The sequence below is a fragment of the Candidatus Poribacteria bacterium genome (genome assembly GCA_021162805.1).
Classification (GTDB): domain Bacteria; phylum Poribacteria; class WGA-4E; order B28-G17; family B28-G17; genus JAGGXZ01.
Genome location: JAGGXZ010000055.1, coordinates 14,877 through 40,530, shown reverse-complemented (window position 1 = coordinate 40,530; position 25,654 = coordinate 14,877). Strand labels below are relative to the sequence as shown.

At 53.2% G+C, this 25,654-nt stretch carries 28 protein-coding genes; 13 read left to right on the top strand and 15 right to left on the bottom strand.

Annotation, left to right across the window (positions count from 1 at the left end):
• A partial coding sequence (locus J7M22_04355) for a hypothetical protein (GenBank protein MCD6505840.1) occupies positions 1–1,013 on the bottom strand: 1,013 nt, incomplete at its 3' end.
• 35 nt (positions 1,014–1,048) lie between these two features.
• Between J7M22_04355 and J7M22_04350 the strand changes: the two genes are divergently transcribed.
• Positions 1,049–1,192: a hypothetical protein gene (locus J7M22_04350; GenBank protein ID MCD6505839.1), complete on the top strand. Its 144-nt coding sequence runs from the start codon at positions 1,049–1,051 to the stop codon at positions 1,190–1,192.
• Positions 1,193–1,369: 177 nt separating this feature from the next.
• Here the strand turns inward: J7M22_04350 and J7M22_04345 are convergent, their stop codons facing one another.
• The 13 genes from J7M22_04345 to J7M22_04285 all read right to left on the bottom strand — a co-directional run bounded on the left by J7M22_04345 (position 1,370) and on the right by J7M22_04285 (position 13,119).
• Entirely contained in the window at positions 1,370–1,918 is a 549-nt protein-coding gene (locus J7M22_04345) for a hypothetical protein (protein MCD6505838.1), read from the bottom strand.
• Entirely contained in the window at positions 1,915–2,379 is a 465-nt protein-coding gene (fliJ, locus tag J7M22_04340) for a flagellar export protein FliJ (protein MCD6505837.1), read from the bottom strand. The genes J7M22_04345 and fliJ overlap by 4 nt, the downstream gene beginning before the upstream one ends.
• Complete coding sequence (fliI, locus tag J7M22_04335; GenBank protein MCD6505836.1) at positions 2,376–3,665, bottom strand: flagellar protein export ATPase FliI; 1,290 nt, start codon at positions 3,663–3,665, stop codon at positions 2,376–2,378. Before fliI ends, fliJ begins: the two co-directional genes overlap by 4 nt.
• Before the next feature lie 19 nt (positions 3,666–3,684).
• The gene (locus tag J7M22_04330) at positions 3,685–4,467 is read right to left on the bottom strand and encodes a hypothetical protein (GenBank protein MCD6505835.1); all 783 of its coding nucleotides are present in this window, start codon (positions 4,465–4,467) and stop codon (positions 3,685–3,687) included.
• Positions 4,467–5,477 carry a flagellar motor switch protein FliG gene (fliG, locus tag J7M22_04325; protein ID MCD6505834.1) on the bottom strand — a complete coding sequence of 337 codons (1,011 nt, stop codon included), beginning with the start codon at positions 5,475–5,477 and terminating at the stop codon, positions 4,467–4,469. The genes J7M22_04330 and fliG overlap by 1 nt, the downstream gene beginning before the upstream one ends.
• A 1-nt stretch (position 5,478) precedes the next feature.
• On the bottom strand, positions 5,479–7,149 hold the full coding sequence (gene fliF / locus J7M22_04320; GenBank protein MCD6505833.1) for a flagellar M-ring protein FliF: 1,671 nt from the start codon (positions 7,147–7,149) through the stop codon (positions 5,479–5,481).
• Between the two features lie 4 nt (positions 7,150–7,153).
• Positions 7,154–7,456, bottom strand: coding sequence for a flagellar hook-basal body complex protein FliE (gene fliE, locus J7M22_04315; protein ID MCD6505832.1), 303 nt, complete (start codon positions 7,454–7,456; stop codon positions 7,154–7,156).
• A 4-nt stretch (positions 7,457–7,460) separates the two neighbouring features.
• Positions 7,461–7,898, bottom strand: a complete 438-nt coding sequence (flgC, locus tag J7M22_04310) for a flagellar basal body rod protein FlgC (GenBank protein MCD6505831.1) — start codon at positions 7,896–7,898, stop codon at positions 7,461–7,463.
• 13 nt (positions 7,899–7,911) lie between these two features.
• Positions 7,912–8,337: a flagellar basal body rod protein FlgB gene (flgB, locus tag J7M22_04305; protein ID MCD6505830.1), complete on the bottom strand. Its 426-nt coding sequence runs from the start codon at positions 8,335–8,337 to the stop codon at positions 7,912–7,914.
• Between the two features lie 159 nt (positions 8,338–8,496).
• Positions 8,497–9,846, bottom strand: coding sequence for a sigma-54-dependent Fis family transcriptional regulator (locus J7M22_04300; GenBank protein ID MCD6505829.1), 1,350 nt, complete (start codon positions 9,844–9,846; stop codon positions 8,497–8,499).
• Positions 9,833–11,020 carry a PAS domain-containing protein gene (locus J7M22_04295; GenBank protein ID MCD6505828.1) on the bottom strand — a complete coding sequence of 396 codons (1,188 nt, stop codon included), beginning with the start codon at positions 11,018–11,020 and terminating at the stop codon, positions 9,833–9,835. The genes J7M22_04300 and J7M22_04295 overlap by 14 nt, the downstream gene beginning before the upstream one ends.
• A 56-nt stretch (positions 11,021–11,076) precedes the next feature.
• A complete protein-coding gene (gene dapA / locus J7M22_04290) occupies positions 11,077–11,976 on the bottom strand; it encodes a 4-hydroxy-tetrahydrodipicolinate synthase (GenBank protein ID MCD6505827.1) in 900 nt (299 codons plus the stop codon).
• 18 nt (positions 11,977–11,994) lie between these two features.
• Complete coding sequence (locus J7M22_04285) at positions 11,995–13,119, bottom strand: iron-containing alcohol dehydrogenase (protein MCD6505826.1); 1,125 nt, start codon at positions 13,117–13,119, stop codon at positions 11,995–11,997.
• A gap of 137 nt (positions 13,120–13,256) precedes the next feature.
• Here J7M22_04285 and J7M22_04280 point away from each other — a divergent pair, with 137 nt between their 5' ends.
• The 4 genes from J7M22_04280 to J7M22_04265 all read left to right on the top strand — a co-directional run bounded on the left by J7M22_04280 (position 13,257) and on the right by J7M22_04265 (position 15,394).
• Entirely contained in the window at positions 13,257–14,048 is a 792-nt protein-coding gene (locus tag J7M22_04280; GenBank protein MCD6505825.1) for a sugar phosphate isomerase/epimerase, read from the top strand.
• Between the two features lie 149 nt (positions 14,049–14,197).
• On the top strand, positions 14,198–14,740 hold the full coding sequence (locus J7M22_04275) for a cysteine hydrolase (protein MCD6505824.1): 543 nt from the start codon (positions 14,198–14,200) through the stop codon (positions 14,738–14,740).
• Between the two features lie 3 nt (positions 14,741–14,743).
• Positions 14,744–14,986, top strand: coding sequence for a MoaD/ThiS family protein (locus J7M22_04270; GenBank protein MCD6505823.1), 243 nt, complete (start codon positions 14,744–14,746; stop codon positions 14,984–14,986).
• A 3-nt stretch (positions 14,987–14,989) separates the two neighbouring features.
• A complete protein-coding gene (locus J7M22_04265; GenBank protein MCD6505822.1) occupies positions 14,990–15,394 on the top strand; it encodes a molybdenum cofactor biosynthesis protein MoaE in 405 nt (134 codons plus the stop codon).
• Position 15,395: 1 nt separating this feature from the next.
• On the opposite strand, the gene hisA is transcribed toward J7M22_04265, so the two are convergent.
• Positions 15,396–16,121, bottom strand: a complete 726-nt coding sequence (hisA, locus tag J7M22_04260) for a 1-(5-phosphoribosyl)-5-[(5-phosphoribosylamino)methylideneamino]imidazole-4-carboxamide isomerase (protein ID MCD6505821.1) — start codon at positions 16,119–16,121, stop codon at positions 15,396–15,398.
• Between the two features lie 74 nt (positions 16,122–16,195).
• On the opposite strand from hisA, the gene J7M22_04255 reads away from it, so the two are divergent.
• The 8 genes from J7M22_04255 to J7M22_04220 all read left to right on the top strand — a co-directional run bounded on the left by J7M22_04255 (position 16,196) and on the right by J7M22_04220 (position 25,609).
• Complete coding sequence (locus J7M22_04255; GenBank protein ID MCD6505820.1) at positions 16,196–16,945, top strand: gamma-glutamyl-gamma-aminobutyrate hydrolase family protein; 750 nt, start codon at positions 16,196–16,198, stop codon at positions 16,943–16,945.
• A complete protein-coding gene (locus J7M22_04250) occupies positions 16,938–17,648 on the top strand; it encodes a HAMP domain-containing histidine kinase (protein MCD6505819.1) in 711 nt (236 codons plus the stop codon). Before J7M22_04255 ends, J7M22_04250 begins: the two co-directional genes overlap by 8 nt.
• Complete coding sequence (menA, locus tag J7M22_04245; protein ID MCD6505818.1) at positions 17,632–18,522, top strand: 1,4-dihydroxy-2-naphthoate octaprenyltransferase; 891 nt, start codon at positions 17,632–17,634, stop codon at positions 18,520–18,522. Before J7M22_04250 ends, menA begins: the two co-directional genes overlap by 17 nt.
• Positions 18,519–20,396, top strand: coding sequence for a protein kinase (locus tag J7M22_04240; GenBank protein MCD6505817.1), 1,878 nt, complete (start codon positions 18,519–18,521; stop codon positions 20,394–20,396). Before menA ends, J7M22_04240 begins: the two co-directional genes overlap by 4 nt.
• Positions 20,393–21,091 carry a cytidylate kinase-like family protein gene (locus J7M22_04235; protein ID MCD6505816.1) on the top strand — a complete coding sequence of 233 codons (699 nt, stop codon included), beginning with the start codon at positions 20,393–20,395 and terminating at the stop codon, positions 21,089–21,091. The genes J7M22_04240 and J7M22_04235 overlap by 4 nt, the downstream gene beginning before the upstream one ends.
• Positions 21,092–21,332: 241 nt before the next feature.
• Complete coding sequence (locus J7M22_04230) at positions 21,333–22,355, top strand: glycosyltransferase family 9 protein (GenBank protein MCD6505815.1); 1,023 nt, start codon at positions 21,333–21,335, stop codon at positions 22,353–22,355.
• Positions 22,318–23,322 (top strand): glycosyltransferase family 9 protein, encoded by a 1,005-nt coding sequence (locus J7M22_04225; GenBank protein ID MCD6505814.1) that lies wholly within the window; start codon positions 22,318–22,320, stop codon positions 23,320–23,322. Before J7M22_04230 ends, J7M22_04225 begins: the two co-directional genes overlap by 38 nt.
• Positions 23,312–25,609 (top strand): glycoside hydrolase family 31 protein, encoded by a 2,298-nt coding sequence (locus tag J7M22_04220; GenBank protein ID MCD6505813.1) that lies wholly within the window; start codon positions 23,312–23,314, stop codon positions 25,607–25,609. Before J7M22_04225 ends, J7M22_04220 begins: the two co-directional genes overlap by 11 nt.
• The last annotated feature ends 45 nt before the right edge of the window (positions 25,610–25,654 follow it).

The window sequence follows — 25,654 nt, the reverse complement described above, 5'->3', positions numbered from 1 at the left end:
TCAACATCATCGGGGATCACCTCTTTGGGAATATGAACCCTCTTTTTCAGATCCGCTATCTTATAGCTTCCACCATTCCTGATAACGACTTCAACCTCCCCTCTACCACTGGGTGATGCAGCCGGAGGGGAGGATTTCAACTCCGCAAGGGGATCAACATCATCGGGGATCATCTGAAACTCCGTCTTCACATCGACGTTTACCCCCTTGGAGAAGCCAACCTTCAAAGGCTGATTACGAACTCCCTTCTTTGTATCAGACCCAGCATAGAGATCGATATCCTTGGAAATAATCTCTCTCGTGTGAAGAAGCATGGGAGTGTGGGACTTTTCTTTATTTTCCCCTACACCCACACTCCCATATGTGGGGTGGTGGGCAGATGATCCTAAGGTGGTAGGCCCAAGTGAATTTTCTGAGGTGACGTTAAATTCATACTTGCCGGATGAAGGATTATACGCCTTTCGAATGTAAAGGATCGAATCCGGTATTGATTCACCAAAGGTTTTCCCCCCATTTGATAGTTCACTGAGCCTGGATTCGCGTATGGTTGCGTCTTTCAGGATATGGTTTTCCAAGCTTTTAGTAGTTACAGAGTAAGATCTTTTCTCCGCCTGATACCTGGGGAGGGAAGCCGGTCTCTGAGGCTGGGATGAGGTGGAGATATGAACCGTCGTCTCCATATGCCCTTGGGAAGTTAAATTAGGAGGCCGGCGAGCGTAAATTATCCCGTCCGGCCTCCCTCTTCGGGGTCGGGCAAGGTGATGGGCAGATAACCCCGAAGAATCGATCTTCACCCCAGAGGGAGCTATGGAGGTGAAGCTTGTCGATGATGAAGACGGTGGAATGTTGAATCCCGTCAGTATGATCTCCCGAAGCTCAGCTCCTTCCGATTCAACCCTATCTTTGATCTTCTCCACCAGATCATATAGATCTCTAAATGTGAGGCGTGGAGTGATGACGATATCTCTCAGCTTGAAGGCTAGCCGCCTGATGTTCCCGAAGGGCTTTGTCATGATCTGGATTCTACGCAACGAGATGGAGGGTGCAGATGCTCCCTCATCTGGCCGCCCTCCGATCAGACGGCTCCCTCCCTGGAGCCCATGGGAGATATCGTTTCGCCGTTCACAGACCCTCGTCTGATGAGGAGGGATATGGATTGATCCTCCGCCGTCCGCCGTCCACAGACCGTTGATCGGTATCACGTCCGACGCTTCAACATTGATACGATCTATCCCTCGCAACTCCAGTATCCGATCGAGCAGATCCTGGAACCCCACAGGGACTGATACATCGGCACCTTTGATCTGATCATCCGGTGTTTTGACCGATATGAACATGAGATCGTTGAGCACGGATAAATTCATGGCGTTCATATATTCTGTGACCTCTCCTTACTGTCGTTTTCGGCCAATATCTTGGATATTTTGGCTGCAAGCTGGGGATCGTTCTTCACCAGCGAGCTCATGACCTTCCCGAGGTCTCTACTTCTCATATATGGGAAGGCATATTTAACTATCAGATCTATCGTCTCGTCGTTGGCCTGCATGATCAGTGATGCCACATCCTCGGCCTGCATAGAGCTGTAAAGCCGTGCCAGGGATCTACCTCGCTCGACGGATTCCCTTTCCATCTCCAGAGCCGCTATCTGCTCCTTGAGCTGACTCAACGTCTTTGTGGCCTCGCCGATCTGTTCTTGAAGCTTCGAGAGCCTGTTCTGTTTCGCCTCTATCTCAGCATTCAACTGGTTGATCTTCTCCTGAAGCGATTTCATCTGGGCGGACGTTTCCTCGGACTTCCTCTCCCCCTGAGCGGTTTGAGCCGGAACGGTGTAAGTATATCTTCCGGTGAACAAAATCAGACCGAAGAGCAGAGCAAAGAAGTAGAAAGCCAAAGATGTGATCGTCATCAGCTTTGTCATGGCAATCGCCTCTCATCAGCTATCGATCTAGCGATCTTATTAGCCGCCACCTCATCTATCAATTTCCGCTCGGCCCTCTTAAGCTCTTCGAGATAAAGCTCATATGCTTTCTCCTTAAGCGTCTCTACGGTCTTCCTTTCCCGTCTGGACTCTATAAATTTCCTTCTGGCCTCCTCCAACCTTTCATTCGCCTCTTCGAGCTCCTTTTGCCTTTCCCTCTCAATTTCCCTCAGGAAAGAGAGGTATCTCAGGTGAATTCTAGCCTCAGCACCCGTTAATCCTTTAGCGCTTTTACGAGCAAGCTTCTCCTCAACATCCGCTATCTTTTCCTGAACCTCAACCAGAGACTTGAGTGCTCTTTCATAGAGGCTCGTCTCGCGCGCCAGATCCATTTTACGTTGCTCCTCTATCATGTTTCTATATCTCAATATCCCTTCGAGTCTGAAGTTGAAACGTCTCATGACTCAAACAGCCCCTTTAACCGATTCAGCGTGGTGTGAAAATCGGAGCTTTCGTCCACATCCTGTCTGAGGAACTCATTCATCGCGTCGATGTGTGCTATAGCATAATCTATCTTCGGATTGCTGCCATGCTGATATGCGCCGATGTTTATGAGGTCTCTGAACTCCCAGTATGTCGCCAGCACTTGTCTGAAGATCGCCGCTGCTTCCTTATGATCGGGGGATGCGATATCGCTCATAACCCTGCTGACGCTTTTAAGCACATCTATTGCGGGGTAATGGTTCTGATCGGCGAGTGATCTGGAAAGGACGATATGTCCGTCAAGGATTGATCTGGCAGCATCCGCCACCGGATCGCTCAGGTCATCCCCCTCGACCAGCACAGTGTATATCCCTGTTATGCTCCCCTTCCCGGGGGAAGTGCCGGCCCGTTCGAGCAATGCCGGCATCTTGGTAAAGACCGACGGCGTATATCCTTTACTCGTCGGAGGTTCCCCTGCCGCCAGCCCTATCTCTCTCTGTGCCATGGCAAACCTCGTCAACGAATCCATCATCAGCATCACGCTCAGCCCCCTATCGCGGAAGAACTCGGCTATACTTGTAGCTGTCAATGCCCCTAAAACCCTCAGAAGCGGAGGCTGATCGGAGGTGGCCACTACGACGACCGATCTCGCTAATCCCTTTTCTCCAAGCTCCTTCTCGATGAACTCTCTCACCTCACGGCCTCTTTCACCTATGAGGGCGATGACGTTGACATCGGCCTCGGTGTATCGGGCGATCATCCCGAGCAGGGTGCTTTTGCCTACACCGCTCCCGGCGAATATCCCGATCCGTTGTCCCCTACCGATCGTTAAGAGCCCATCGATGGCTCTGATTCCCGTGGAGACCGGCTCTGTAATTCTTCTCCTTAAAACCGGATTCGGAGGGGTATTGTGAATCAGGCGTTCCTCCTCCCAGACGAGATCCCCTTTGTCGTCTATGGGTAAGCCGAGCGCATCCAGAACTCTACCCAGCAAGGATCGGCCGACCTTAACGGTCAAGGTCGATTTGGAAAGCTCAACTTTATCCCCAGCCCTTACACCTCTCAGCTCCCCGTATGGCATAAGCAAGATCCCATCATCCCTGAATCCCACCACCTCGGCGTTCACCGGGGGCCCGCCGGAAGGGATAAGGAGACAGAGTTCGCCGACGGAAGCGCTCAACCCGGAGGCTTGAACCACCAGTCCTACAACCTGTTTTACCCTCCCGTAAATCTTGAGCGGTTCGATCCCATTGATCCTCGTCATATATTTGGATAGGTTGAGTTTAAGGTTTATGGGCTTCATAAGCCTCCTCGATAACCTTTTGGATTCGCTCTACCCTCCGTGAAAGAGCGGCGTCAACGATCATATCATCGGTTTCAACCATCAGGTCGAACCGGCTGAGGGTCTCATCCGGTTCGATTCTGATCGACTCCACCTCATCCAGGTCTTCCATCAATTTCGACCTATGCTCTCTGAACAACGAGAGAAGATCGGGTGGAAGTCTTAAAATCGCCTGAGGCGATCGGCAAACCCTGATCGCCTCCTTAGCCACCTTAAGCAGCGATTCAGGAGATATGGAAAGTTCCTTTAAAGCGATCTTCTCGGCCGTTATTCTGATAAGTTGAACGATTTCCCTTTCGTTCTCTCTGATCAGATCATCTGTGATTTTGCGGAACTCATCCACTGCCCGTCTAAGGGCTTCCTCCATCATTTTCAGCCTTTGTTCTGCCTGTTGCATGCCATCGTTGAATCCCTTATCGAAACCAGCTTTGAATCCCTCTTTCTCAGCCAGTTTTATCAGATCCTGCGCCTGTTGCCGGGCTTGACGGATGATCTCCTCCGATTCAGCCTTGGCCTTCATCAGAATCTCCCGCGCCTCCTGCTCCGCCTGGGCTATCTTTTCCCTTTTGATCTCCTCTGCTTGAGAGAGGATCTCATTCAAGATCTTATCCTTCTCGGCATTGCGGCTACTTTTCCCTTTAGGAGGTTCGAGACCGAGCGATTCCAGATCGAACCTTCTGATGGTGCTGATGTTGTGATCTTCGGCTCTTATAACGGTTGCCATCAGATGAACACCTCCTCCTCGGCACCGTGTCTCTGCAGAACTATCTCGCCAGCCTCATCTAACTCCTTAGCAACCTGTATGATTCTCTGCTGGGCGGCCTCCACCTCACGCAACGGCACCCTCCCCATAACCTCCATATCCTCTTTGATCATCAACGCCATACGCTGGGACATGTTCTTGAAGAACTTCTCCTTGAGCTCCTCCGTGGCCCCTTTCAGAGCGAGGACTAGGTCGCGGTTATCCTTGACAGCCCTTATAACCTTCTGCAGATCCCTGTCGTCGAGAAGCATGAAATCATCGAAGACGAACATCAGGTTCTTCACCTGTTCGGCCAGTTCCGGATCCTCCTCCTCCAGTTTTTCAAGCACGCTCTTCTCCACGTTTGAATCGACCCTATTGAGTATTTCGGCCACCAATTCAGGTCCGCCGACCTTCGCCGTTCCACCCATCATAGTGGATATCCTCGTCTGGAGAGAGGTTCTAAGGAGTTCCAATACATCAGGGGTTATGCTCTCCATGTTGGCGATCCTCTTGATCACTTCGTATCTCACCTGATCGGGCAATCCTCCTAAGACGGCGCTTGCCTGGTCGGGTGAGAGGTTAGCCAATATGAGCGAAACCACCTGTGGATGTTCGTTTTCCAACAGCATGATCAACTGCTCCGGATCGGCCTTATCTAGGAACTCGAACGGGTTACCCTCAAGTGATCTGCGGATTCTTTCCAGGATTCTCTTAGCTCTTTCCTCGCCTAGAGCGGCTTCTAGAACAACCTTGGCAAATTCGATCCCCCCTTGCTCGACGTATTCTTTCGCCAGGATATGGTCGTATACTTCTTGAAGCACATCGAGCTTCACTCCAGGCGGAACGGCCTTAAGCTGACTCACCTGCAACGAGACTTTCTCAATTTCGTCCTCATTGAGATGCCTATAGATCTGAGCGGCTCTCTCGGCTCCCAATATCACCATCAATATTGCGGCTCTCTCAACACCTTTTAATCTTTTCTCATCCATTTCATTCCCCTTTTTCATCCTCCAGCAGCCATGTTCTTATCAATTTAGCCATAGCTTCGGGATCATGTTCGGCAAAGCTGAAGACCTTACGCTGAATCTCCTCCGCTTTAGTCCTGCTCTCGCCGGTAAGCTCTGGAAAGATCTCCTCAAGAGAGAGTTCCTCTTCTTTCTGAGCCTCCACCGCTTTGACCTCTCGCTTGGTTTCCAACTCTCTTCTCCCTTCTCCCGTCTCTATCGCCTCAGGGCCGACCTCGGGGCCCAGAGCTGCTGGTATCACCTTCCCTTGTGGCGATGCAAGAGTCTTTATGATGAACCTCACCAGTATGAAGAGCATGAATCCAAGTGCTACGATAGATAGGTATCTGGCGAAGGTCATATAGAGCTCATGTCGTTTGGCCGATTTCAGCTCGGCCTGATACTGCAAGGCGTAGAGGGTGTCGAACTGAATGGCGTTTACCTTTACCATGTCCCCGCGTCTCTGATCATACCCGATGGCGCTTTTGATGTTATCCTCTATCATTTGAAGCTCCTGCGTTGTCCATGGCACTTTGGTTACTTTGCCGTTAGGGCCGACCGAGCGCTTGTAATCCAGCAGAACCGAAACCGAAACCTTCTTGATATCCCCCGGCAGGCTCTTGACCTTCTGAATCGTCTCGCTCGGCACATACTCCTTTGTGGTGGTGTTCCTGCTTAAGGAAATCGGCTGATTGGAGGAAGGGAGCTGAACCTGAGCCGAGGAGACCACATTTGAAGCCGTCCCTGGCGGAAGTCCGGTCGAAACCACGCCCTGGGAGTTCTCCGTGGTGGTGGTCTCCTTGGAGATCACCTCATCGTCGTTGTTATATTTCTTGGTGGTCGTCTCCGTTAGGTCGAAGTTAGTCTCGACCGTCACCTCCGCCGAGAATCCGTTGGGGCCCACGAGCGGCACGAGCAGATCTCTGATCTTCCTGGCGAAGAGCTTTTCGAGCTCACTTTGATGTTTCAGCCGCATCTGCGCCGATTCCACCTCGTCTAGGTCGGCGTTCAACTGATTCCCTCTTTCATCGAGGATGACCACGTTTTCCGGATCAAGGCCTTTTACCGCTCCAGCCACCAAGTGCACGATCCCTTCAACCTGTTTGCGCGAGAGATGAGTGCCTGGCTCAAGCTGAAGCATGACGGAAGCTTTGGCCGGTCGTTCCCCTTCGAGGAAAACCGATTCCTCCATGGGGGTGATGTTAACCGTGGCGAATTTAACCGGACGCAGACTTTCTATCGCCTGTTTCAGCTTCCTCTCCGTGGCCTCCTGGTACTTCCGCTCGTAGTCGAAGAAAGTCTCGCCGAGATTCCTCTCTTTGAAAATGCTGTATCCGTTGTCCCCTCTGGGCAAGCCCGACTCTGAAAGCATCAATCTCAGCCGTGCCTCCTCTTTTGATGGGACATAGATCGAGTTGTCCTGACCGAGTTTGTATTTGACGTTCATCCTGCTGAGTTCTATCTGTATATCGCGCAGATCCTCGACGTTCAGATTGCTATATAGCAGCGTGTAGGAGGAATTCGTGCGTAAACTCAGGGCGATTAGGCCGATCAGCAATCCAATCGATACCAGAGGTATGACGATCTTTGCCTGCCTCGGCAGATTTCCCCATACCGTTTTGAGCTGTTCCAGTAACCCTTTTATACCCTCCGGCATCTCCTTACACCTGCATCCTCATTATCTCCTGATATGCCTCGACGATCTTATTTCTTATCTGCGTCATCATTTGAAAGGCGATGTTCGCCTTCTCGACGGCGATCATCGTCCTGGCAATATCCCTATTCTTGCCTGTAGCCAGTTCCGCTATAGCTTTATCCGCCTCGACCTGAAGCTCATTCACCTTCTGAATGGAGTCCTTGAGGATATCCATGAACGAGGAGGTGGTTTTACCCTTTCCCCCGGAGGTGATCTCCTTCATCTGTCCTTCAAATTTGAGTCGATCGTAACTCGATTCTACCTTCATCCTTTCACGCTCCTATCTCCAAGGTTTTCATCGCCATCTCTTTGGCGGCTGAAAGGGCAGTGATGTTCAACTCATAGGCCCTCGTAGCTGAAATCATATTCACCATCTCCACGACCACATTGACGTTTGGCATCAGAACAATCCCTTTGCTGTTAGCGTCCGGATGGCCTGGATCATATACCTCCCTAAATGGGGATTTATCTTCCACTATCCCGGTTACAGCAACCCCACTTCCCAGATCGAACGGGAGATTCATAAATCCCGCCCTCAATATCGTTCCTCCAGGCCTTGTCGCAAATAAAACCTCCTTACGCCGATATGGCGTTCCCTGAGGAGTTCTGGTGGTGTTGGCATTGGCGAGGTTCTCGGATATGACGTTCATCCTGATTCTCTGAGCGGTAAGCCCGCTGGCACTTATCTCCATCGACGTGAACAGATCCATTTCTCATACCTCCTCACGCCCTTCCATTTATGGCGGTTTTAAGGATTCTATACTTGGCGTTTAGAAGTCTCACGAAGGCGTTATGCATGATGAGATTCTCGGCAAGTTTCGTCATCTCACGATCTATATCCACGGTGTTGGCATCCAATTTGACCTCCTCTCCCGGCTCAAGGATCAACTCGACCCCGTTATCCTTCTCATCGTCCAACCCAGCAAGTCTCGGAGGGGAGTAATCAAGCTTAGGCGTCATATCAACCCTCTCCGGATCGACTTCCCCTGAAAGAACTCTTCTCAGCAGCCCCTCAAAGGAGATATCCATCGCCTGATATCCCGGCGTATCCGCATTGGAGATGTTATTGGCGATGATATTGTGCCTGAGGACGGTTCCGCGAATGGCAACCTCAAGCATTTTGGAAACCGAATCGAAAAGCCCCGGCATCTTCACAAACCCTCCCGTTTTTCGATTAGGGAGAAACGCCCTCTATATTTGAGCAATTAGCATGCCATCACTCAGAGGACGTGTTTATAGGGGATTCAGCGGGTAAGGGAGGAGAGGAAAGAGGAAAAATTTTCTTACTCGAGGGGGATAAAGTTTCAGCTATTCTTCCTCCTCATCTTCAAACCGCCTTCCTTCTTCCTTGGCGTACGCCTTCAGCTTGTTTCTGATGGTTCTCGGAGTGATTTTAAGGAGTTCCGCCGCTTTGGTTTTGACGTTTCCACACGCCTCCAGGGTCTTCAGAATTATCATCTTCTCGGCTTCATGGAGCGGCGTTCCGATAGGTATGACTATCTGGTTGGATGATCGTCTTCTTCTTTCAGGATTGATATACATCTCGGTGATGATCTCATCGGGACACAGGATGACCGCCTGCTCGATGATGTTTCGAAGCTGTCTGACGTTTCCCGGCCAGTGGTAATCCATCAACTTCTGTATCGCCCCTTCGGACAGATCCACTATCTCCTTACAGTGCTGCCGGGAATAGATCTTAAGGAAATGTCTGGCCAGGAGCGGTATATCGTCTTTCCGCTCCCTTAGAGGGGGCAGCTCTATCGTCACGACCGTCACGCGGTAGTATAGATCGTCGCGAAATCTCCCCTCGGCAACGCATGCCTCGATATCCTCGTTCGTCGTAGCGATAACCCTGACATCTACGGGGATCGGCTCTCTCCCTCCTAGCCGGTCCACCTCTTTCTGTTCCAGCACCCTGAGCAGCTTAGCCTGCAGTTTAGGAGTGAGTTCCGTGATCTCGTCCAGGAAGAGGGTTCCTCCGTGAGCCAGCTCGAATTTCCCCAACTTCCTCGATACAGCCCCTGTGAACGCCCCTCTTTCATATCCGAAGAGTTCGCTCTCCAGCAGCATGTCCGGGAGTGCGGCGCAGTTGACGGCGACAAAGGGGCCGTCGGCTCTCGGGCTATAGTTATGCAACGCCCTTGCCACCAGTTCCTTCCCCGTGCCCGTTTCTCCCCTGATGAGGACGGTTGATTGGGTGGCGGCGACATTTCTCACGGTCTCCAGTATCTTCAGCATCTGCTTGTTCCGGGTGACGATTCCGCCGAAATATCGTTCTTCTTCACCCGGAGGGCCGGCGAGGTTTCGAAGCTTCTGCATGAGCTGATCGTATGAGAAAGGCTTCGAGATATAGTCGGCGGCGCCGAGCTTCATCGCCTCCACTGCCGTCTCGACGCTCGGATATGCCGTCATGATCAACACGGCTGCCTCAGGCGCTATCTCCTTGATTCTGCCTAGTATCTCTATCCCGTCTCTGTGTGACTCGTCCATCCTGATATCCACAAGAGCGACGCTGAACCTGACATGCGGGATCATCTCCAGCGCCTCCTCTTTTCTGCTAGCGGCTACCACCTCATATCCTTCCCTCCTTATGACTTCTTTCAAGGCCTTCCTCAGATGCTCGTCATCATCTATTATCAATATTTTATCGCTGCTCACCCTTTATCACCTCCGGGATCTCTATGAGGAAACAGGTTCCCACGCCCACTTGGCTTTTAACCCTTATCGATGCGCCGTGCGCTCTGAGGATCTTATCCACCGTGTATAATCCCAGACCTGTTCCGGTGCTTTTCGTCGAGAAGAAGGGATTGAAGATCTTATCCAGATGTTCCTGAGGTATCCCAACTCCTGTGTCCTCGAACTCAAGTTTTATCCTGCCGTTGCCCTTCGAAGCGGATATCCTCAACACGCCTCCTTCAGGCATAGCCTGGATGGCGTTGAGTATAAGGTTAAGAGCGACCTGTTTGATCTGTTCCGGATCGACGTGGCAGATCAGGCCACACTCAGGATAATCTCTTATCAGCTTGATCCCATTCTCCTCTATGGCGTATATGGCGAAGGTTATCACCTCTTCCAGCAGGGCGAGTATATCCACCTCTCGGAAGGACGGTTTGATCGGTCGGGCGAGGGCAAGCAGGTTGGAGGTTATGATCTCTATCGACCTGAGGCCGGAGGCTATATCGTCGGCAAGCTTTTTCTGATCCCCGCTCAGCTCCCTCTGTAGTATACCCACATAAAGCTGAATCGCTCCCAGTGGATTTCGTATTTCGTGGACGACCTGGGCGGCCATCTCACCAAGCGCGGATAGCGTTTCGGACCTCCTGATCTGTTCCTCCAACATCTTCCGCTCGGATATATCCTTTATCACCTCCACGGCCCCTATCACCTTACCGTGTTCATCCCACATCGGCGAGGTGGTTATCTCGACCTTTATCGGTTCGCCGTTCTCCTCAGGGTTTATCAATTCGTCGTCGAAGGTCCTGCGTCGTGTATTCCTCAGCGTTTCCTCAAGCGGTGAATCGAGCCCAAGCACGGAAGAACAACTACGACCGACCGCCTTCTGGGGGTCCAGCCCTAGTATCTCCCCCGCCGCCCTGTTAAAAAAGATCACTCTGCCCTCGACGTTAACAGCTATCACCCCCAGGTCGATGCTGTTGAGTATGCTCTCAAGATATCCGCGCAGCTTCTCCTTCTCAGCGTTCTCCCTGGCGAGTTCCTCCTTGAGCTGAGCGACTTTTTTCTCCAGTTCCGAGTAGGAGGAGCTTAATCTGTCAACTGCTCTGTTGAAAGAATCGAAGGCTTCCCTGAGCAGGGATATATCCTCTTTTACCATGCTTCACCTCATAACCGGATTTATTTTATCATAATCGGAAGCGAAATTCCACGGAATCAGCGAGAGCCCGAGCCCAAATTCAGCTCATCCATTATCCTTTTCAGCTCCTCCTTCTCCTCATGCGCTAGCGGTTTAACAGGCGGACGTGGAGGACCGGCCGGAAGGCCTAGCATATTCATAGCCTCCTTAACCATGGCGGGGAAAGTGCCGAGGCGGTTGAAGGCCACCCTGAACTTCAAAAGCTCATACTGTAACCGCCGTCCTTCCTCAAGGTCACCCCTCCTAACCGACTCATATATCCCAACCACCAGATCAGGATAGACGTTAGCGGTGGCGGATACGCCTCCTTTGGCCCCACACAGCATCCCCGCATAGATCAGGGCATCATTCCCCGACAACACGTCGAATTCCATCCTCTCCGTCGCCTGAATGTATCTCATCATCCTCATCATATCACCGCTGCTCTCCTTCATCCCAACGACGTTCTTCAGCTCTGCCAATCTCACGACCGTTTCGACTTCAATCTGTAGCCCTGTGCGAAGTGGATTGTTATAGAGAAGCACCGACATTTCCCCCGCTTCTTCGGCAATCGCCCGATAATGCTCATATAGCTCCTCCTGAGAAGGACGAATGAAGTATGGAGTCATGACGGAGACGCCGTCGGCGCCGAGTTCCCTCGCCAACCGCGTCATGCGAATCGAGTCACGGGTGGTTATCATGCCGGTTCCAACCAACACGGGAACCCTTCCTGAAACGATTTCAAGGGTCTTAAGTATGATCTCCCGTTTCTCATCGAAGGAGAGGGCGAACGACTCACTCTGACTGCCCAGGATGAATATCCCGTGTACCCCACCCCTGATGACGTATTCAATTATAGGGGGTAATCCGTCCAGATTCAGCTCTCCTCCATCCTTCATCGGAGTGACAAGCGGCGGTATTATACCTTCGAATCTCATCCTTCCCACCTCCAGACTTCATAGCGCGGCATGGAGGATCTCGATTAGATCCTCTCTCGTTGCCGGTCTTGGATTGTTGTTCAAACTTGACCCTCTGGCATCCCTTGCCACCTTTTCCAACTCCCCTTTCTCAATCCCGAAATGGGAGAGCCTCTGGGGAAGCTCCAGCTTTAACGACAGTTCCTTCACCCTTTCGATCGCCATCTCGGGGACGGGTTCAGCTCCCATAGCGACAGCTATTTCGGCATACTTCTCCTTTCTGACATCGAGATTAAACCTCATAACGTGAGGCAACAGTATGGCGCACGCGATGCCATGGGGGATCCCGAAGTGTGCTCCGATCGGATGGGCGAGGCCGTGAACTGCTCCGAGGGAGGCATTGGCGAAAGAGAGTCCTGTCATGAAGCTCCCCAGCATCACCTTTTCTCTCGCCTCGATATCATCGCCCGATTCAAATGCCCTGGGGAGAAAATTATAGATATACTTGATCGCCCTTATGGCCAGCGCATCAGAGACGGGATTCGATGCGAGGGAGACATAGGATTCTATCGCCTGTGTTAGGGCATCCATGCCGGAACCTGCTGTGACCCTCGGCGGCGCGCTCACGGTCAACAGAGGATCGATAAGGGCGATTTTTGCCAACATCAGCGGACTTCTTATGCTGGCTTTCACGCCGCGGGATCTATCTATCAAAACGGCGTTTTTAGTTACCTCCGCGCCCGTGCCGGCAGTAGTTGGAACGGCTATGAAGGGTAACCCTTCCCTTTCGATCTTTCTCATCCCCTGTTGATATTCGGATGCGGAACCCTCATTTCGGACGAGGCATGCTATTGCTTTGGCTACGTCCATCGCGCTACCACCGCCGATTCCTACGACCAGATCACATCTCTCCGCCCTGACAACCCTTACCCCTTCATCCACGGTGTCGGTCGAGGGTTCGGGTTCAACTCTATCGAAGACCACCACCTCTATATTGAACTCCCGCAGCAGTTTCAAGGCTTTATCCAGCGTTCCCGATTCCCTCATGGCTCTCCTTCCGGTTACGAGGAGGGCTCTCCGTCCGAATTCGGCGGCCATCTCGCCAAGTCGATTGAAGCATCCGTTGCCGAAGATCAATCTGCTTGGATACCTAAGCTCAAACATGTCTGAAACACCCTCCTTAAATTTTCTGATTCTATGATGCAATGTTACACCGTCGTTGTCAAGGGAGGTTGATTGACATTCACGCCGAGATTATGGTAAATTTATCTTGCCTTCAAGCTCGATCGAAGGAGAGCGATATGAAATTTGGCGTCAGAAACGGCGTTTTGAGGAAACCGTGGAATGAGGTCTTCTACGAGGCAGCCAGATTGGGGTTTGACGGCGTGGAGCTCGACATAGGGGCCGATTACGCCAATACCCTCTTCTGGTCCGCCGAGGGAAGAGAGGAGATAAGGAGGATGTCACAGGAGTCGGGGGCCGAGCTCGCCTCCGTCTGCCTGGGCGTCATGTGGAGTTTAAGCCTCTCAAGCGAGAGGGATGACGTTAGAAAAACGGCAGTCGAGATCATTAAGCGGTCCACAGCCTACTGTAGCGAGCTCGGCGCCGGATTCATACTGGTGCCGATAACCCCTGCCAGAGGCGAGGGGGTTGATCCCGATAGATCCCTTGAGAACTGGATAAAAGGGCTTGAGCTCTGTGCTCCAGATGCTGAGAGGAACAACGTGATCCTCGCCATCGAAAACGTCGGAGGAGGCGTCTGCCCTTCAGCCAGAAGACAGATGAGGATTATCGAGGCGATAGATTCGCCATACGTGAGGGCATACTATGACTTCGGCAACGGACTCAGCCTCGGCAACGATCCTGTGGAGGAGATACACCTCCTAGGCGATAAGATCGCCGCCATACATGCTAAGGCTCCCGGTGGAACCTACCTGGGAGAGGGAGACCTGAATTTCGAGGCGGTGGCCGAGGCGATCAGGGATATCGGCTATGACGGTTATATCATCCTCGAAACCAAAGCTACTGATGATCCGTCATATGCGGCCTCCAAAAACCTCATCTTCCTCAAAAAACTCTTCAAGGAGGAATGAGATGCGAAACCACGGTTGCCCAAACAGGGATAGAAACTTAAAAGACTGTCCCTGCACGTATGAAAAATGCTCCAGACGGGGTATATGCTGTGAGTGTATGAGACATCATCTCTCAAGAGGACAGAAGCCAGCCTGCATGAGGTAAAGCTATGAGCGGAGAGGAGAAAACGGCAATTATCGTCGTGGATATGCTTCGGGGGTTTTGTGAGGAGGGAAATACCCTCTACTGCGGCGATGATTGCCGTAAGATCATACCGAATATCAAAAAGCTCCTCGACGTCAAGACCGCTCAGGGGGCCAAGGTGTTCTTCCTGATAGACACCCATCAGCCGGACGATAAGGAGTTCCAGATGTTTCCGCCGCACTGCGTGATAGGTTCGCCAGAGAGGGAGATCATACCGGAGCTTGCCGGTTATGAAGGGGAGAGGATATCCAAGAACAGATACAGCGGCTTTTACAACACGGAACTGGACAAAAGGCTCAGAGAACTCGACATCGAGAGGCTTGTGGTGGTCGGCGTCTGCACCGATATATGCGTTATGCATACCGTAGCGGACGCCCGAAACAGGGATTACCCGGTGGAGGTCTACACCGACTGCGTCGCCTCCTTTGACCCCGAGGCCCACGAGTGGGCGTTGAAACATATGGAGAGGATACTCGGCGCCAAACTCAAAAGCACAGGTGAGCTCTGAACGATGAGGATAAAGGTTAAACCGTTTGCGATGGCACGGTCGATTGTGGGACAGTCGGAGCTGGAGATCGATCTGCACGAAGGTGCAACCATAAAAGACGCCTTTAATCTCCTCTTAACCAGATTTCCTGAACTGAAAGAGATCAAGAGCATGCAGTTCTCCGTCAACCTGGAGTATTCGGACCCGGCCACGATGCTGCATGATGGCGATGAGCTGGCCCTTATACCTCCGGTAAGCGGTGGATAGAACATGGTGAGGGTTACGGACAAGCCAATAACGCCGCAGATCATGTGGGATATGGTATCCGCCATACAGACCGATCGGGATGGCGCTGTGATGACCTTTTTAGGTGTGGTGCGGGGTATCTCGAACGGAAGAAAGGTAATACGGTTGGAATATGAGGCGTACGCCGAGATGGCGGAGAGGGAATTGGAGAAAATCGTCGAGGAGATAAGGGAGAGATGGGGGGCGAAAACGGCGATCCTCCATCGAGTGGGAAACTTAAAGGTAGGCGAGGCGAGCCTCTTCATCGCCGTCTCCTCCCCCCATCGATCCGAGGCGTTTCAGGGTTGCAGATACGCCATCGAGAGGATAAAGGAGAGCGTCCCCATATGGAAGAAGGAGATATATGAGGACGGCGAGAAATGGGTGTAATTCAGCTCTCGGCCTTTTCGATCGCCTCCTTCAGATCGAGGGCGCCGGTGTAAAGGGCTTTCCCGATGATGACCCCGACGATGCCCAGGTGTTCGATCCCCTTGAGTTTCTCTATGTCATCGATCGAGGAAACCCCGCCGGAGGCTATAAGTGGGATGTCGATCGATCGAGCCATCTCCTCCACAGCTCTGAGGTTCACACCGCTCAACGTCCCATCACGGGCGATGTCGGTGTAGATTATGAGCGACACACCGAGCTTCTCCATCTCGATAGCGAACTGGATGGCCGGTTTCTCGGACACGTTAAGCCATCCGTCCGTGGTGACCATTCCATCGCGTGCATCTATTCCGACGGCGGTTTTGTCGCCGAATCTCTCACATGCAAGCTTGGCAAATTCAGGTTTTTTCAGCGCTGCCGTTCCGATGATCGCCCTCTTGACGCCGAGATCGAGCACCATCTGGAGCCTTTTCATATCCCTTATGCCCCCACCGAGCTGGACGGGGATCTTTATCGAGCGAACGATCCGTCTGACGACCTCGAAATTCCGCATCGTCCCTTCACGCGCGCCATCAAGATCGACGATGTGTATCCATCTAGCTCCCATCTCTTGCCATCTCAGAGCGACCTCAACCGGATCGTCCGAGAAAACTGTCTTGCAGTCAAACCTACCCTGTCTCAGCCGGACGCATTTGCCGTCCATGAGATCTATCGCCGGTATGACGATCATATCGTTAAGACCTCCTAGCGGTCGGCGGACGGCCGACGTCAGACATTCTGAGGTAGTTTACCATGGAATTCGACATGACGACAAGGTCGAAAGGACCGGTCATAGGTATAACTTCCGGGACATCGGTTAAGATAGCCGATGACGAAGGCAGCGGGGTGTTCAGATATTCCTATTGTGGCTATGAGTACATCAACGCCGTAGAACATGCCGGCGGCCTGCCGCTCGTTATACCGGTCTTCGAGGATATGTCCCTGGCCGAAACCTACATCGACGTGATAGACGGTCTTCTGCTCTCCGGCGGCGGTGACATCTCACCCCATTTCTTCGGCGAGGAGCCACATCGGAAACTAGGGGCCGTTGATCTGGAGAGGGACATGGTCGAAATGGAGCTCACAAAATTGGCGCTTGAGAGGGATCTACCCCTTTTCGCCATATGCAGGGGGATACAGGTTCTGAACGTGGCCGCCGGAGGAACGCTCTATCAGGATCTCAGCCAGCACTCCGGCGAAGTGCTTAAACATCGGCAGAGAGCCGCCGGATGGTACGGCTCTCACACCATAAAGGTGGTCGAAGGAAGCCTATTGCACAAGATAATCGGCAAATCTGTGATCCATGTCAATTCCTATCACCACCAGGCCGTCAGGATGCCCGCGGAGGGATTTGTGGTTTCGGCCACATCGCTCGACGGTATCATCGAAGCGATAGAGAGCCCCCGACATAAATTCGTGCTCGGCGTCCAGTTTCACCCGGAGATGATGTGGCGTAGACATCCTGAGGCGGCAGCTCTCTTTAGATCGTTCGTGGAGGCCTGTCGAGATGGATGATTTCAACCGAAAGGAACCCAACCTTATCTCGGATATGACCCATGAGATGCGAACCCCGCTAACCTCTATCATCGCCCTCTCAGACGCCATCCTGCAGGGGCTGATGGGCGAGGTGAACGGCGAGGTTCAGGCGGCCGTCGAAATGATCCATAAAAATGCCCAGCATCTCCTCAAACTGGTCAACGATGTGCTGGATATCTCCAGGATAGATTCCGGAAAGGTGAAGGTGGAGATCGGGAGGTGTTATCTGCCCGAATTCATAGCGAATACCGTCAGAACCGTTGAGCCGATGGCCAGGAAAAAAGGGATAGATCTTAGATTCCACCTCGATCCCTCCCTCAAAAGCATACTGACCGATACGGTCAAGCTCAGGCAGATTCTGCTTAACCTGCTCTCAAACGCCGTTAAATTCACCGAGCGAGGTTACGTGGAACTCACATGCGAACCCTCGGATGATGACGGATGGATCGAGTTCTCCGTGATCGACACCGGTCCCGGAATTGAACGAGAAGATATCGAAAAGCTTTTCAAGGAGTTCGTCCAGTTGATCCCAGGGACGGACGGATATGGGCTGGGGTTAAGCATATCGAGAAGGCTAGCGAGATTGATGGGAGGAGATATCGAGGTGGAGAGCAAGCCCGGGAAAGGGTCCAAGTTCACGTTAAAACTGCCGCTGGAGGTGCCCGATGAACAGGTGGGTTAAAGCGCTGCGAGCTCCCTTCTTCACCGCCTCCACCGTTCCCGTCCTTCTGGGTACCGCCGTGGCCTATAACCATACGGGCAGGATATCGGTTCCGGATCTGATCCTCACGTTGATAGGCGTGATCGCCCTACATGCCGGAACGAACCTCGCGAACGATTACTTCGATCATCTCTCCGGAAACGACGATCTGAATCCCCATCCCACCCCTTTCAGCGGCGGGAGCAGGGTGATTCAGGATGGGCTGATTTCGCCAAGAGGGATTTTAATCTACTCGCTATCGTGGTTCACCCTAGGGTGTCTCATAGGGCTCTATCTCAACTGGAGACGCCCGGGAAATGTTATCCTCTATTTGGGTCTCATCGGTGTGTTCTCAGGATTCTTCTATACCGCCGTGCCCATAAGGTTTGGTTATCACGGTCTCGGCGAGATGATGGTCGGGCTGAATTTCGGAATCCTCGTCGTCCTCGGCTCATATTACGTTCAAACGGGATTTCTCTCCCTGCGGCCGGTCATCGCCTCTGTGCCGATATCGCTCCTGATAGCCGCCGTGCTATGGATAAACGAGTTCCCTGACTACGACGCGGACGCCGCCGTCGGCAAAAGAACGCTTGTGGTCAAGCTGGGATTGAGAAGATCGGCCTACATCTATGTCGGGATGCTGGCCTTTTCCTATATCTGGCTTATCCTCCTCGGCATCCCCTGGGTGGCGATAGCTCTGATCACCCTTCCCATAGCTTTCAAAAGCGCCAAGATAGCCTTATCGAGATACGACGATCCGATGAATTTAATCCCGGCGAACGCAGCGACGGTCATGCTTCATCTTTCCTTCGGCCTGGCGCTTTGTCTCGCCTATCTGCTGGATAGGCTGGTGTGAACGAGATGATCCTGAATCAGGTATTGCTTGGGAAATACAGAATAGAGCGGTTTTTGGGCAACGGAACCTTCGGTTCGGTCTTCAAGGCTCAGGACGTGTTTTGCGATAGACCCGTCGCCATAAAGGCGCTTCAGAGGGATCGATATGATGAGCGATCGATCAGGTATGTCTTGGACGAGATGAGGTTTATGGGGAAGCTATGGGGGCATCCCAACATCGTCGCCGTCCACACGGTCGAACCGGGGGATGAGGAGTGCGTAGCCTACATAGTCATGGAATACGTCGATGGGGGAAACCTCAAGAGGTTGATCTCATCCCGTTCCCTCTCCTTGGAGGAGACGATCAGGATAGGGATGGACATCTGCAATGCCCTACAGCATGCCCATAGCCTTGGGATTATCCACAGGGATATCAAACCTCAGAACATCCTCATAGACTCCTCCTTCAGGGCAAAGCTGACCGATTTCAGCGTGGCCAGAGCCGCCGAGCAGTCCGAATATCTGCATACGATCGTCGGAACCAGAAGGTATATGGCGCCCGAGCAGTTGAGGGGCAACTACGACCACAGGGCCGATATCTACTCCGTCGGCATCATCCTCCATGAGATGGCTACCGGCAGCCTCCCCTTCCCCTCGGATGAGACCGATCTCATCGAGAAGGCTAAAAAGCTCGATGAGGTGCGGATCTCCGACGATCTGCCGGATGAGCTGGCCGATATCATACGTAAAGCTCTTGATCCGAACCCTAAGGATAGATACCAATCGGTCGCCGATCTGATCGAAGATCTGGAGAGAGTGAGGGAAAAGCTGTTTAGAGATAGGGTTTACGCTCTTCGGAGTTCCGGAGAGGACCCCCGTAAGCTTTCACCTGAGATCGCATCACGGTTGGGCTTTGATCCCAAACACGCTGCCTTTATGCTTGATAGGCTCATCGATGAGATCGAGAGGGCCGATCTTGAGAGTCGGATCATCGATGAGTATCGCCGGGCGAAGGAGGAGTTGACGGGTGGGGATCGATCCTCAGCCGGCCGGAGGTTGAGAGGGATCCTCAGATCCATTGCACCCGACGACTCGACCGCCGATCTGATCGAGGATCTCATGGTGAACATATCGAGGGCGGGAGATATGAAGCGAGGGGCAGATCTGAGGACTGCGATCCAGATCATCAGATCCCTTTCCCAAACGGAGTTCAATCTCCTGAAGGAGAAGATGTCACAGGTCACCTGTCTCAGCGAGCTTGAATCCGCTGAGGAGATGAGGGAGCTCAGGCCCGGGGATTACCGACGTATGATCAGGGAATACAGGAAAAGGGGGGATCGCAGGAGGGTTGCCGAGCTATACATGGACGAGGGCAGATCCCTTTGGGATGAATCCCGATTCTTCAGAGCCAGGAGATGCTATAGGAAAGCGGCTAAGCTGTTCAGGAGATGCGCTGAGGATCTGCTGAAGGATGGACCTTCCGCCGATGCGGCTAAGCTGTTGATGAGCTCGGCCATGGCCTACAAATCGGGAGGTCGAAGGAGAAAGGGACGCAAGATGCTGGAGAGATCGGCGTCGGTCTATCGATCTCTGGCCGAGAGGGCAGCGATCGAAGGTGAATGGGCCTCAGCAGCGCAGTTCTATCTCAAAGCCGCCGATGCCTATCAGACGGCTCTAAGGGAAATCGAGAGGAGGGGAATGACCAAAAAGGCGATCACGGCCTATTATACGGCCGCCCAGCTCGCCCTTGAGGAGGATCAGCTCGAGGAGGCCTATACTGCCTGTCGTCAGGCGGTCAATCTCTCATCGGGGATGGGCAGATGGTCGCCTGCTGATCAGGCGCGAAGGTTGTTGGCCACAATAGAATCGAAGAAAAGGAGGACGGTTGAAAGTTGAAGATAGATGATGTCATTAAAAGCGAAAAGATCAGAAACTGGATCCTCGCCCAAACCGGAATGGGTGAGGAGGGGGAGGAATTCGGGCCTAGGGAACAGATGCCCGTCATCACCATCTCCCGTCTCCTGGCAAGCGGCGGGAGGGATATAGCGGTCAGGCTGAACAAGATTCTAGGGTGGGAGCTATGGGATAGGGAGATCGTAGATGAGATCGCCACCAACGCAAACGTCCATAGAAAAATGGTCGAGCTTCTGGACGAGAGACATCAGACGGAGATAGAGGCGATCTTGAGGGCTTTCTCCAAGGAGAAAACGATCGACCGTTACGTCTATCGGAGACATCTCGTTGAGACGATCTTCACCATCGCCCAGCGGGGAAAGGCGATCATACTGGGTCGCGGGGCGAATTTCATCCTTAATTGCACCCGCTGCACGTTAGCCGTTAGGATCGTCGCTTCCATGGAGTCGAGGATTAATAGGCTGATGCAGAGGGAGAATATATCCGAGGATGAGGCCAAAAGGAAGATCCTTCGCTCGGATAGGCAGAGACGGGACTTCGTCAAGAAGATGTTCAGGTTGGACATAAACGATCCGATCCACTACGACCTGACCATAAACACGGATTATATCGGCATTGAGGAGGCCACCGATGTGATCATAACCGCCCTGCGCGCCAAGTTCCCACAGGTGCTTTAAACCTTATCGCTCATATTATCGCTGAGTGTAGCGGAGATTTTTAAAGCTACCGTCCGCCGCTTATAGGTCATTTATCGTCATTTGTCGTCATTGATAGTCATTTGTAGTCATTAATGACGGCGAAGCCAAATGACTTAATGACTACAAATGACGGTTGAGCTGTGGACGGCGGACAATTGGCCATAGATACTACACTCAAGGGAAATAAGAGCGATTAATTTAGGACTTAGGACGTTGGACCTTGGACTTCAAAAGGATACTCCTCATCAGGAGGGACGGCATAGGCGATATGCTCAACACCACGCCGGCCATCGCATCGCTTAGGTTGAGCTATCCGGATGCAAGGATCGTAGTTGCCTGTTCTCCTCCCCAGGCCGATCTGCTCAAACACAATCCCGATGTGGACGAGACGATAACGCTGAGGGGCTTGAAACTCGTGAGTGAGGTAAGGCGGCTGAAACCCGATCTCGCCGTGGCCGTCCAAAACGCATACCTTTGCAACCTGACCGCTGCCTTCTCCGGAGCGAGGATCAAGCTCGGATGGAAGGGGAAGCGGTTCTCATCCCTCCTCTCCATTCGCGTTCCATATCGATATGTCAAGGGCGAGGTCCATGAGGCTCGAAGGAACCTCGATCTCATCGCAAAAGTATGTGACAGGTTGGCGCCTCTGAGGCTCAAGCTCGCCCTGAGGGAGGAGGAGAGGGAAACCGGGATGCGGGAGATCATTCGGGCGGGTATAGACCCGCGACGGCCATGGTGCGCGATACATCCCGGCGGTAGCTCCTGGGATAAGCTGTGGCCACCCGATGGGTTCGCCCGAATTGGGGAGAGGCTCTCGGAGAGATACGACATGCAGGTGGCGATCATCTTCGGCCCAGGCGAGGAGGGGATCGCGGGTGAGATCGCCTCCCAGATGCGGATCAAACCGGCTCTGATACAGCCCGAAAACGTGAGAAGCTTAGTGGCCGTGATAGCTCACGTTTCACTCTTCATCTGTAACGACTCCGGACCGATGCACATCGCCGCCGCTTTGGAGGTGCCAACGCTGGCGATATTCGGCCCCACCGATCACGTCAGATGGCGTCCCTTAAGCGAAAAGGCCAAGGTGATCAGGCGCGATCTCGGCTGTTTCCCCTGTAGCGCCCATAAATGCCGTCGCGGCTATGAGTGTATCAAGAGGTTGCCCGTCGATCTGGTCTGGAAGGGGCTCGAGGAGATGTTGGAGGATGAGGATATTGGTGTTGAGCTTCTCACACATAGGTGATGCCGTCCTTTCGACCTGCGTCATCCCGCCTTTGAAGGACGAATTCCCCGGCTGTCATCTCTCATACCTGCTTAATCCTAAACCGGCGCCGGTTCTTAAGGGCGATCCGAGGATCGATGAGGTGTTGATCTACGATAAGCGCCATCTTCACAGGGGATTGAGGGGAAAGGTGAGGCTGATAAAGGACCTGAAGGATAGGAGGTTCGATCTCGTCGTGGATCTGCGCGATGCGCCGTGGTCAAGCCTTATCGGACGGGAGAGATGGAGGATAAGGAGGGAGATCAGGCGGAGCAGAAGACATGCCGTTCAGAGATATCTAGACGTGCTCAGAACACACGGAATAGATGTCAGGGGGGCGAAACCTGAGATCGAACTCAGAAGTGAGGAGATCGAATCGGCCGATCGGTTTCTCGCCGAAAGGGGGGCGGATGAGGGGGAAAGGTTCATCGGAATACATCCCGGCGGCGGGTGGCCCTACAAGCTCTGGGGGACGGACAGATTCTCGGAGCTGGCCGAACGGCTCTCGGAAAGGTTGGGGCTTAATCTCCTGCTTTTCGCGGGCCCCGAAGAGGAGGATTTGGCCGAATCGGTTGAGCGAAGGATCAAGGGGAAGGCGATAAAATGCGTCGGACTGCCCCTGAGAACGGCGGCCGCGCTGATGAGACGATGTTCGATCTACGTGGGAAATGACACCGGCACCACACACCTCGCCGCGGCGGTGGGGGTGCCGACCGTCGCTCTCTTCGGGCCGACGGACCATCTGCGCAGTTCTCCCTACGGGGAACGCGTCATCACGATCGTCGGCAAGCTCAGGATGGATTGTGCTCCCTGTCACCCGGGAAGGCGTCCCGGAGGCTGTGGGATCAAACCATGTCCCGTTATCCGATCGATAGGCGTCGACGACGCCCTCAAAGCCTGTCTTGAAGCCATAGCACGTTGGGATGAGGTGCGTAAGTATGAGGGATGAAATCGGCAGCTATGTCTCAAGAGAGGTGAAAGGGAACGGTATACACATCAAAGCCTCTAACGGGAAGATGAGGATCACCATCTGCAGTCGTGAGATCGCCAGAGTTCAGGTGTGGCGGGGGGAAGGGCCGAAACCCAATCCCGCCCTGCCCGAAAGGTCGTGGGGGCTTCCCTCGTTCGAATTGAAGGACGAGGAGGATCATCTGGAGATAACCACCTCATCGATAAAGCTGAAACTCCACAAATCCCCTCTCAGATTTGACCTCTTCTCCCGCGACGGCCATCCCATAAACCTCGACGCCGATGGGATTCGCTTTGAAGGAGGGGTAACGAAGATCTCACGAAGGGCCGAGGAGGATGAGGATTTCTTCGGATTCGGGCTTCAGTTTCATAGCTTTAACCATCGGGGCAAGCTTCGATTTCTGAAGGTGACCGCCGATCCGAAGGAGGATAACGGCCAGTCCCACGTCGTCGTGCCCTTCTTCCTCAGCTCCCGAGGATATGGGATCCTTGTGAACACGCATCTCTACTCGACCTTCCAGATGGCTGAGGGGGAGAATCCCGATACGGTTGTGATCTCCACCCCGGGCGATTCGATGGATCTCTTTATGATCTATGGCCCTTTGCCCAGGCAGATCGTCGCCCGATACGTCGAGATAACCGGCCCTCCGGCCATACCTCCCAAATGGGGGCTTGGGTTCTGGTACAGGATGAAATCCGGATGGAAGGAGGATAAGATCAGGCATGTGGCCGAGGAGTTCAGGCGTAGGGGGATACCATGTGATGTTATCGGTCTTGAGCCGAGCTGGCAAACGCATGCCTATTCCTGCTCATATGTGTGGAATAAGTCCGATTTCCCCGATCCGGATGGGCTCATCGAATGGCTGCATGAAAGGGGGTTCAGGTTGAATCTGTGGGAGCACGCATACGTCCACCCCTCATCGCCGATCTATGAGGAGATCAAGCCGCACTCAGCGGATAGGGAGGTATGGGGTGGTTTGGTGCCCGACTTCACCGTTGATGAGGCCCGTAGGGTCTTTACGGAATATCACGAGAGGGAGTTCGTGAGAAAAGGCGTGGACGGGTTTAAACTGGATGAATGCGATGGATCGGATTTCACCGGAGGTTGGTTCTTTCCCGATGAGACGAAGTTTCCGGGTGGGCTTAAGGGGTCGGAGATGCACAATATCTTCGGATTTCTCTATCAGGATGCCATACATTCCGTCTACCGCAGGGCGAACAGACGAACCTATCTGCTGTGCAGGGGCAATTTCACCGGCTCACACCGGTATGCCACATGCGCCTACAGCGATCTCTATGGCTTTCGGGAATATCTCCGGGCCTTAGTTAACAGCGGATTCACGATGACGCTTTGGTGTCCGGAGGTCAGGAAAACGAGCTCCGCCGAGGAGTTCATAAGGAGGGCCCAACTTATGTTCCTCTCACCCCTCGCCATGATAAACGCCTGGGCGGACGGCATCACACCCTGGAGGATGGGCAAAAGATGTGAGGGCATCTTCAGAAGATACGCCGAGATGAGAATGCGACTTCTGCCCTATATCTATTCCGCCTTCTGGAGGGCAAGGGAGGAGGGCGTACCGGTCATAAGGCCGCTCTACTTGGATTTTCCCGATGACCCCGCCACAAGGTCGCTGGATGATCAATACATGTTCGGCGATTCCATGATGATCGCCCCTGTGATCCAGAAAGGGCCTAGGAATATTCACCTGCCGCCCGGAAAGTGGATCGACTTCTGGTCGGGCGATATCTATGAGGGGCCGGATGACATCGAGTATGAGGTTCCGATCGATCTGATACCGATCTTCGTCAGAGCCGGCGCCGTTGTGCCCATGGGGCCGACGATGAACCACATCGGAGAGAGACATGAGGATGAGCTGACGCTTCTCCTTTATCCTGGAGGAGAGAGCAGATTCACGCTGTATGAGGATGACGGAGTCAGTTTCGCCTATGAGAGGGGCGAGGTGGCTCGCACATATATCCACCACGAGGAGAGAGAGTGGGGATGGAGGCTGAGTATCTCAGCCGCCGACGGCATATATGCCGGCCAGCCGGCCTCCAGAGTCATACGGGTCGAGAGGCAGGGGAGGAAGCCCGTACGGGTGGAGCTCGACGGTGCCGCTGTTCCAAAACGCGGGGAGCTGAAGGATGAACTGGGATGGAGCTACGATCTCACAACGGGAACCCTGAAGATCTGCTGCGGACGGGTTCCGGTCACCAGGAGCTGTGAGATAAGGGCGTCGTTTGATGAAGAGGGGAACATGAGCTGATTTTCGCGTTTGTAGGTGTGCCATATGCTCGTGGCAGACACTTTT